Consider the following 8,505-nt stretch of genomic DNA (forward strand, 5'->3'; position numbering starts at 1 on the left):
CGGGACGCGGCGGGCGGTGGAGGCGAGGGCGCCGGGCAGGGTGGGCATGGGGTGCACCTGGGTCGCGTGCGGAAGCGGGCGGCCAGACGTGTGATGTCCATCTCATCCGTGGATGCTATGCGACTGTATGGCGATCTGCACGAATGTGCAATGATGACGCGCAGGCGGATCGGACGGACGAGGCGCACGGAGCCCTGGCGTCGCGAGGAGAAGGAGTCGACCGGAGATGCGAGACGACGAGGCACGGATGCGGGGCGCCGGACTGTACGCCGAGGACTTCCCGGTGGGGACGCGGTCATCGATGGGCTCGTACCCGGTCACCGAGGAGGAAGTCACGGCGTTCGCCCGCCAGTGGGACCCCCAGTTCATCCACACGGACCCGGAGCGCAGCGTCACCCACGGGCGCTACGGGGGACTGATCGCGAGCGGCATCCACACCGTGGCGATCCTCCAGCGGCTCCAGGTGCTCGCCCGCACGGACCACTGGCACGTGATCGCGGGGCGAGGCATCGACCGCCTGCGCTTCGTGCGCCCGGTTCGGCCCGGGGACGTCCTCACCGGGGACGCGGTCGTGACCGAGCTGACGCTCGAGCCGGAGCAGGGACGGGGTCTCGTGGTGTTCGCGTCCCGGGTGTGCAACCAGGACGGCAAGGACGTGCTCACCATGGAGATCTCCGCGTACCTGGAGATGCGGACCGCGGCGCTCCCGCACTGAGCGGCCGCCGGGGGTCAGGCCAGGCCGAGGATCCCCCGCACCACGCCCATGCCGAAGAACACCACGAACGCGGCGGCGACCAGCCACAGCAGCGGGTGCACCTCACGGGCGCGGCCCTGGCCGGCGCGGATGACCGCGTAGGCGATCATGCCGGCGCCGATGCCGTTGGCGATCGAGTACGTGAACGGCATGAGGATGAACGTGAGGAAGGCCGGCAGCGCGGCACCCCAGTCCGACCAGTCGATGCGCGTCACCTGCGCGCACATCATGAAGCCCACCACCACGAGGGCGGGCGCCACCGCCTCGAACGGGACGAGGTGGATCAGGGGCGTGAGGAACATGGCCAGCAGGAACAGCAGGCCCGTGACCACGGAGGCCAGGCCCGTGCGGGCGCCCTCGCCGATGCCGGTGCCGGACTCCACGAAGATCTGGTTGGCGGAGCCGGACGCGCCGCCGCCGGCGGTCACCGCGAGGGCGTCCACCATGAGCACCCGGTTGAGGTCCGGGATGGTGCCGTCGGGCTCCACGGTGCCGGCCTCGCGGGCCAGGCCCACGGAGGTGCCCATCGCGTCGAAGAACACCGAGAGCAGGATCGCGAAGACGAGCAGCGATGCCATGAGCCCGCCGAGGGTGTCGAAGGCGCCGAAGAGGGACACGTGGCCCAGCAGCGAGAGGTCCGGGGCCGCCCAGTCCGGAACGGACGGCGCCACGAGGGACCAGCCGAGCGGGTTCACGGTCCCGTCCGCGGCCACGGAGGGGCCGATGTGGAACACGGCCTCGAGGATGTTGGCCAGCACGGTGGCCACCACGATGCCGATGAGGATGGCCCCGCGCGTCCCGCGGATGACGAGGATCGCCGTGACCGCCAGGCCCACGATGAACACGAGCACCGGCCAGCCGGCCAGCTCGCCGCCCATGCCCAGGCCCACGGGCACGGTGGTGCCCGCAGCGTCGGGGAGGCGGCGCACGAACCCGGCGTTGACGAGGCCGATCAGGGCGATGAACAGGCCGATGCCGACGACGATGGCCGTCTTCAGCGCCTCCGGCACCGCGTTGAACACCGCCGTGCGGAAGCCGGTGGCCACGAGCACCACCATCACCAGGCCCGCGAGCACCACGAGTCCCATGACGTCCGGCCACGTCATGCCCGGGGTGGTGGCCACGGTGATGGCCACGAACGCGTTGATGCCCAGGCCCGCGGCGAGAGCGAACGGGTGCCGCGCCCACACGCCCATCACGATGGTCGCGACGCCGGCCACGAGCGCGGTCACGGCGGCCACGCGCGGCACGCCGAGCACGTCCCCGTGGGCGTCCGCGCCGGAGAGCACGAGCGGGTTGAGCACGATGATGTAGCTCATGGCCAGGAACGTGGCGAGGCCGCCGCGCATCTCCTGGCCGACGGTGGAGCCGCGTGCCGAGATGCGGAAGAAGCGGTCGAGGCCGGAGGCGGGGGCCGGCGGGCGTGGGTGCCCGGGCGGGGCGGCGGGGGAGGAGGCGGTGCGCGAGGACATGGCACCAGGGTAGTGAGCGGCCTGGACGCGGCGCGCCAGTGCGGGCAGACTCGACCGGTGAGCTCTCCCACCCCCGCGACCCGGTCCCGCCTCGGCGACCTGCGGGGGGCCTTCCAGATCTACGCGCCGTCCGTGGTCTACGCGATCGGCCTCGGCGCCATGACGCCGGCCATCGCCTCCGCGGCGCTCGCCCTCGGCCTCACCACGGCCCAGGCCGCCGCCGTCGTCGTCCTGGTGGGCCTCGGCTCGCTCGTGGCCAACGGCCCGGCCTCGCTCCTCGCCGCCCGCGCGGGGGAGCGGCTCACCATGATCGTCTCGGCGGTGCTCGGCACCGCCGGGGCGGGCCTGGCCTGGGGCACGACGGCGGCCCTCGCCTCGGCCGCCGTCGTCCCGGGCGGCGGGGTGAGCGAGCCGGGCCGGCTCGCCCTGTTCCTGCTGGCCGTGCTCCTGGTGGGCGTCGCGGGGGCGGGGTTCAACCTCGCCCGGCAGGCCTACCTGGCGGTCGCCATCCCGGCCACCCACCGCGCGCGGGCGATGTCCACGCTCGGGGGGACCATCCGCATCGGCGTGTTCTCCGGTCCCTTCCTCGGCGCCGCCGCCCAGGCGGGGCTGGGGCTGTCCGGCGCCTTCGCCGCCGCGACGGTGACCATGGCGGCCGGCGCGGTCCTGTGCCTGCGCATCCGCGAGCTGACGGTGCCCGGGGAGACGGCCGGCGTCGCGGCCCGGGGGACGGCGGCGGGGGCCGGCGGCGGTGCACCCCGGGTCGGGCAAGGCCGCCCGCGCGTCGCGGACGTGGCGCGCGCCCAGCGCGGGGTGCTGCTGACGGCGGGCTTCGGCGTCATGGCCGTCTCGGCGGCCCGCGCGGCGCGCAACGCGGTGATCCCGCTGTGGGCCGCCCACCTCGGCCTCGACCCGGCGGCCGCCTCGCTCGCCTTCGGCCTCGCAGGCGCCGCGGACCTGCTCCTGTTCTATCCGTCCGGGCGGCTCATGGACCGGTACGGCCGACGCGCGGTAGCGGTGCCCTGCCTCGCGCTGCTCGGGGCGGGGTTCCTCGCGGTGAGCCTCTCCGCGCACCCGCTCGCCTTCGCGGCGGCCGCGCTGCTGCTGGGGATCGGCAACGGGTTCGGCTCGGGGATCGTCATGACGCTCGGCGCGGACTACTCGCCGGCCAACGCCCGCCCCCAGTTCCTGGGGCTGTGGCGGTCCATGTCCGACGCCGGCATGCTCGCCGGCCCGCTGCTGGTCTCCCTGGTCACCGCGGCGGCCGGCCTCGCGTGGGGCGTCGGCGCGCTCGCGGCGGTGTGCGCGGCGGGCGCCGTCGTGTTCCGCATCGTGCTGCCGGCGGGGCCGGGCGCCGTCGCCGAACCGGCCGACGTGGCGGTGCGGCCGCGGGCGTGAACGCGTCCCGCTGGAGCCCGGGTCAGGCGGCCGCCGGGTCCTCCGGGGGGACCGTCTGCCCGGAGGCGTGGTCGTCGAAGATCATGTAGGTCTGGGTGTCGACGACGCCGGGCAGGGTCTGCAGCTCGTCGAAGATGACCCGGCGCAGGTCCGCGTTGTCCCGGGCGCGCACCAGCAGGATCACGTCCATGTTCCCGCCCACGAGGGAGACGTGCCACACCTCCGGGATGGCCAGCAGGGTGGCGCGCAGCTCGCGCCAGTTGTGCTGGCGCAGCTTGAGGGTGACGTGCGCCGAGGCGCCCAGGCCGACCTTGACGGGGTCCACGCGCACCGTGAATCCGGTGATGACGCCGGCGTCCTGCAGCCGGTTGAGGCGCGAGTAGCAGTGCGCGCGGGAGATGTGCACGCGCTCGGCCAGCGCGGCGACGGAGAGGCGGCCGTCCTGGGTCAGCTCGCGCACGATCGCGCGGTTCACGCGGTCCAGGGCATCGGTGGCCATGGGATCTCCTCGAGAGCTGGGGCAGGATGGGGACGGCGGGCCGCGGCCGCTCCGGCGGGCAGCTCGGGGGCCGCCGCCCACGCGGGACTGACGCCTTGTACGGTCCGTCTCCGTGTCACCGGTCACACTAGCAGAACGTCTCCAGCAACAGGCCAAAGTATTCCGTTGCTCCACTGATTCTCCGCCGGCGGGCGACAGAATGCCCTCGACCGGCACACTGAAGGCCACAGATCGAGAGGACCCAACGTGAGTGACTCCACCCCCGCCGTGCCCGGCACGGCCGCCGACGAGGCGGCCAAGGCCGCGGCGAGCACCAACGCCGGCGCCGCCTTCGGCATCTCCCTCGAGGAGTACCTGCTCCCCGCGACCCGCCGCATCCAGCTCATCGGAGAGGACGGCACGCTGCTCTCCCCGGAGGAGCAGGGCACCGAGCCCGGCCACGAGTACCCGCTGCCCTCGGACGAGACCCTGCTGGAGGCCTACCGCCACCTCGTGATCGGCCGCCGCGTCAACGACCAGAACTACGCGCTGGTGCGCCAGGGCCGCATGGCCGTGTACCCGTCCTCGCACGGCCAGGAGGCAGCCGAGGTCGCCGCCGCGGTGTGCCTGGGCCAGGACGACTGGCTCTTCCCGACCTACCGCGACACCGTGGCCGTGATCGCCCGCGGCGTGGACCCCCTCGACGTCATGGTGGCCTACCAGGGCACGTGGCATCAGGGCTACGACCCCAAGGAGCACCGCGTCTCCGTGCAGGCGACGCCGCTGACCACCCAGATGCTGCACGCCGTCGGCCTGGCCAAGGCGGCCCGCCTGCGCGGCGAGGACGTCGTCTGCCTGGCCATGGTCGGCGACGGCGGCACCTCCGAGGGCGACTTCCACGAGGCGCTGAACTTCGCCGCCGTGTTCAAGCTGCCGGTGATCTTCTTCGTGCAGAACAACAAGTACGCGATCTCCGTGCCCTTCGCGAAGCAGTCCGCCGCCCCGTCCCTGGCCCACAAGGCCGTGGGCTACGGCCTGGCCGGCGAGCGCGTGGACGGCAACGACCTCGCCGCCCTCCTGGCCGTCCTCGGCCGTGCCGTGGACCTGTGCCGCGCGGGTCAGGGCCCCTTCCTCGTGGAGGCGGACACCTACCGCATGCAGGCGCACACCAACACCGACGACCCCACGCGGTACCGCGAGGACGCCGAGGTGCAGATGTGGGCCGAGCGCGACCCGCTGCGCCGCATGACCGCGTACCTGCAGGGCACCGGCGCCCTCACCGACGAGGTGTCCGAGCAGATCACCCAGGACGCCGAGGACGTTGCGGCCCGCCTGCGCGACGCCATGAACGCCGAGGTCGAGCTGGACCCGCTCGAGCTCTTCGACCACGTGTACACCGTGCAGACCCCCCAACTCGCCGCCCAGCGCGCGCAGCTGGCCGAGGAGCTGTCCCGCACCGAGACTCAGGAGGCCTGAGCATGGCGACCCTGACCTTCGCCGCCGCGCTCAACGCGGCCCTGGCCGACGAGATGGCCGCCGACCCGATGGTGGTCGTGTTCGGCGAGGACGTCGGCACCCTCGGCGGAGTCTTCCGCATCACCGACGGCCTGACGAAGCGCTTCGGCGAGGAGCGCTGCTTCGACACCCCGCTGGCCGAGTCCGGCATCGCGGGCATGGCCGTGGGCATGGCCCTCGGCGGCGCCCGCCCGGTCATCGAGATGCAGTTCGACGCCTTCGCCTACCCCGCGTTCGAGCAGATCGCGAGCCACGTGGCCAAGATGCGCAACCGCACCAAGGGCGCGGCCCCCATGCCCATGACCATCCGCATCCCCTACGGCGGCGGCATCGGCGGCGTGGAACACCACTGCGACTCCTCGGAGTCCTATTACGCGCACACCCCCGGCCTGAAGGTGTACACCCCGGCCTCGGTCAAGGACGCCTACATGATGCTGCGCTCGGCCATCCGCCTGGACGACCCGGTCGTCTTCATGGAGCCCAAGAAGATGTACTGGACCAAGGCAGAGCTGGACCTGGACGAGCTGCGCGCCGAGTTCGAGGAGCGCTGGGCCCGCGTCGAGGAGAAGAAGGAGCACGGCGAGGCCTGGGCCCAGGCCGCCGTCGTCCGCACCGGCACCGACGTCACCCTGGTGTCCTACGGCCCGTCCGTGCCCACCTGCCTGGCCGCCGCCGCGGCCGCGGAGGAGGAGGGCTACAGCGTGGAGGTCGTGGACCTGCGCACCGTGAACCCGCTGGACGAGGAGACCGTCGCGGCCTCCGTGTCCAAGACGGGCCGCGCCGTCGTCGTCGCCGAGCCCCAGGGCTTCGCGTCCGTGGCCTCGGAGCTCGTGGCGCGCGTCCAGCAGCGCTGCTTCCACTCGCTCGCCGCTCCGGTGCTGCGCGTGACCGGCTTCGACATCCCCTTCCCCGCCCCGAAGCTCGAGGAGCACCACCTGCCGAACGTGGACCGCATCCTCGACGCGATCGACGACCTGAACTGGGACCTGGAGCCCGAGGAGGCCCGCGCATGAGCAACATCTTCCTGCTGCCCGACCTGGGCGAGGGCCTCACCGAGGCCGACCTGGTCCGCTGGCTCGTGGCCGAGGGCGACGAGATCGCCGTCGACCAGCCCGTGTGCGAGGTCGAGACCGCCAAGGCGATCGTGGAGGTGCCCAGCCCCTACGCCGGCACCGTCCTGACGCTGCACGGCGCCGAGGGCCAGACCATGGAGGTCGGCAGGCCGCTGTTCACCGTCGGCGCGGCCGACGACGCCGGCGCACCCGCCGCGGCCCCTGCCGCTCCCGCGGCCTCGGACGCGACCCCCGGCTCCGCGGCCGACGCCGACGCGGCCCCCGCGGCCGACGGCGCCGTGCCCGGCGCGCTGTCCTACCGCGAGGAGGAGCGCGCCGGCGTGCAGCCCGCGCCGGACAAGGCCCGCGGCGGCGACGGCGACGTGGAGGGCTCCGACGAGGAGGCCTCCGGCGCCGTGCTGATCGGCTACGGCACCTCCGGCCACAAGGCCAAGGGCCGCACCCGCCCGTCCAAGCGCTCGCGCACCGGCGCCCCCGCCGGTCCGGCCCGCTCCGGCGCCGCGCCGGCCACCCCCGGGAAGGCGCCGCGCGTGGCCTCCCCGATCGTGCGCAAGCTCGCCCGGGAGACCGGCGTGGACGTGGCCGCCGTGACCGGCACCGGCCCGGACGGCCTCATCACCCGCGCCGACGTGCTCGCCGCCTCCTCCGGCGCGGCCGACGTCCCCTCCGCGGCCGCCTCGACGGGCGCGCTGGCCGCCTCGGCCGTGCTCGCCGGGACCGCGGCCGAGCAGACGCCGGCCGAGAAGTCGGTCGCCGTCGGCGCCGCCGAGGGCCAGGCCTCGCCCGCGGCGCAGTCCCTGAGCGCCACCGCCGCGCAGGGGCAGGCGGACGCCCGCACGGGCCTGTCCGTCACCGCCCGCACCCCGATCTCGGGTGTGCGCAAGGTGATCGCGGACCAGCTCTCCCGCTCCCGCCGCGAGGTCCCCGAGGTCACCGCGTGGCTGGACGTGGACGTCACCGCCCTGCTTCAGCTGCGCGCGCAGCTGAAGAAGGCGGACCCGGAGAACGCCCCGAGCCTGCTCGGCCTGATCGCCCGCTTCACGCTGGCCGGCCTGCGCCGGTACCCGGTGATGAACGCACGCATCGAGGCCGGCGCCGGCGGCCGGGACGAGATCGTGGAGGTGGACGGCGTCCACCTCGGGCTCGCGGTGCAGACGCCCCGCGGCCTCATGGTGCCCTCCGTGGAGCACGCGGAGCGGCTGTCCGCGGACGAGCTGACCCGCGCGATCAACGAGACCGTCACCCGTGCCCGCGACGGCAAGGCCGCCCCGGCCGAGCTGACCCGCGGCACGTTCACGCTCAACAACTACGGACCGCTCGGCACCGACGGCGCCACCCCCATCCTCAACATCCCCGAGGTGGGCATGCTCGGCATCGGCCGCATCATGGACCGCCCGTGGGTCGTGGACGGGGAGATCGTGGTCCGCAAGGTCACCGAGATGACCGTGACCTTCGACCACCGCGTCACCGACGGCGCCACTGCGAGCGCGTTCCTCACGTTCGTGGCGGACTGCCTCAACGACCCGACGGCGGCCCTCGCCCGGATCTGACGGGCCCGCCCCTCCTGGACGAGTCCTGCGCAGGTGTGCCCCTCCGATGCGGAGGGGCACACGGGGTGCAGATGTGATCGACCACACAATACGACATCGTCCGATGCGTGGGAACCCGCGTCCAGCTCCGCGACGACGACGCGCGGCGTCGTCTCACGGCGCACCGCGAGCGCGGCGTGGGTCTGCGCCACCATGACGCCGTCCACCTTCACGTCCTCGCGGTGCGGGACCACGGTGCGCCACGTGGAGCGGTCGGCCACGTCCG

General features: G+C 73.9%; 7 protein-coding genes and 1 pseudogene. 5 read left to right on the plus strand and 3 right to left on the minus strand.

The annotated features are described in order from the left end of the window. The first annotated feature begins 226 nt into the window (after positions 1-226). Positions 227-715 (plus strand): MaoC/PaaZ C-terminal domain-containing protein, encoded by a 489-nt coding sequence (locus tag AB0302_RS03440; protein WP_366370522.1) that lies wholly within the window; start codon positions 227-229, stop codon positions 713-715. 14 nt (positions 716-729) lie between these two features. Here AB0302_RS03440 and AB0302_RS03445 read toward each other — a convergent pair whose 3' ends face one another. Beyond that, positions 730-2,226, minus strand: a complete 1,497-nt coding sequence (locus AB0302_RS03445; protein ID WP_366370523.1) for an NCS2 family permease — start codon at positions 2,224-2,226, stop codon at positions 730-732. A gap of 57 nt (positions 2,227-2,283) precedes the next feature. On the opposite strand from AB0302_RS03445, the gene AB0302_RS03450 reads away from it, so the two are divergent. Then, positions 2,284-3,624, plus strand: coding sequence for an MFS transporter (locus AB0302_RS03450; RefSeq protein ID WP_366370524.1), 1,341 nt, complete (start codon positions 2,284-2,286; stop codon positions 3,622-3,624). 22 nt (positions 3,625-3,646) lie between these two features. Here AB0302_RS03450 and AB0302_RS03455 read toward each other — a convergent pair whose 3' ends face one another. Beyond that, complete coding sequence (locus AB0302_RS03455) at positions 3,647-4,123, minus strand: Lrp/AsnC family transcriptional regulator (protein ID WP_248116138.1); 477 nt, start codon at positions 4,121-4,123, stop codon at positions 3,647-3,649. Positions 4,124-4,369: 246 nt separating this feature from the next. On the opposite strand from AB0302_RS03455, the gene AB0302_RS03460 reads away from it, so the two are divergent. Genes AB0302_RS03460 through AB0302_RS03470 form a run of 3 tightly spaced genes read left to right on the plus strand, consistent with a single transcriptional unit; the run spans position 4,370 to position 8,240 of the window. After that, complete coding sequence (locus AB0302_RS03460; RefSeq protein WP_248116136.1) at positions 4,370-5,578, plus strand: thiamine pyrophosphate-dependent enzyme; 1,209 nt, start codon at positions 4,370-4,372, stop codon at positions 5,576-5,578. Positions 5,579-5,580: 2 nt separating this feature from the next. Beyond that, positions 5,581-6,630 (plus strand): transketolase C-terminal domain-containing protein, encoded by a 1,050-nt coding sequence (locus AB0302_RS03465; RefSeq protein WP_248116134.1) that lies wholly within the window; start codon positions 5,581-5,583, stop codon positions 6,628-6,630. Beyond that, positions 6,627-8,240 carry a dihydrolipoamide acetyltransferase family protein gene (locus tag AB0302_RS03470; protein WP_366370525.1) on the plus strand — a complete coding sequence of 538 codons (1,614 nt, stop codon included), beginning with the start codon at positions 6,627-6,629 and terminating at the stop codon, positions 8,238-8,240. The genes AB0302_RS03465 and AB0302_RS03470 overlap by 4 nt, the downstream gene beginning before the upstream one ends. Before the next feature lie 104 nt (positions 8,241-8,344). Here AB0302_RS03470 and AB0302_RS03475 read toward each other — a convergent pair. Continuing rightward, positions 8,345-8,500, minus strand: a pseudogene (locus AB0302_RS03475) (hypothetical protein); the annotation flags it as partial. Positions 8,501-8,505 lie beyond the last annotated feature (5 nt).

Source organism: Micrococcus sp. NPDC078436, assembly GCF_040702705.1.
In the GTDB taxonomy this organism is placed as follows: Bacteria; Actinomycetota; Actinomycetes; order Actinomycetales; family Micrococcaceae; genus Micrococcus.

Coding starts and splice junctions, on each gene's coding strand:
- AB0302_RS03440 (WP_366370522.1), top strand. CDS start 227: ATGCGAGACGACGAGGCACGGATGCGGGGCGCCGGACTGTACGCCGAG.
- AB0302_RS03445 (WP_366370523.1), bottom strand. CDS start 2,226: ATGTCCTCGCGCACCGCCTCCTCCCCCGCCGCCCCGCCCGGGCACCCA.
- AB0302_RS03455 (WP_248116138.1), bottom strand. CDS start 4,123: ATGGCCACCGATGCCCTGGACCGCGTGAACCGCGCGATCGTGCGCGAG.
- AB0302_RS03465 (WP_248116134.1), top strand. CDS start 5,581: ATGGCGACCCTGACCTTCGCCGCCGCGCTCAACGCGGCCCTGGCCGAC.
- AB0302_RS03470 (WP_366370525.1), top strand. CDS start 6,627: ATGAGCAACATCTTCCTGCTGCCCGACCTGGGCGAGGGCCTCACCGAG.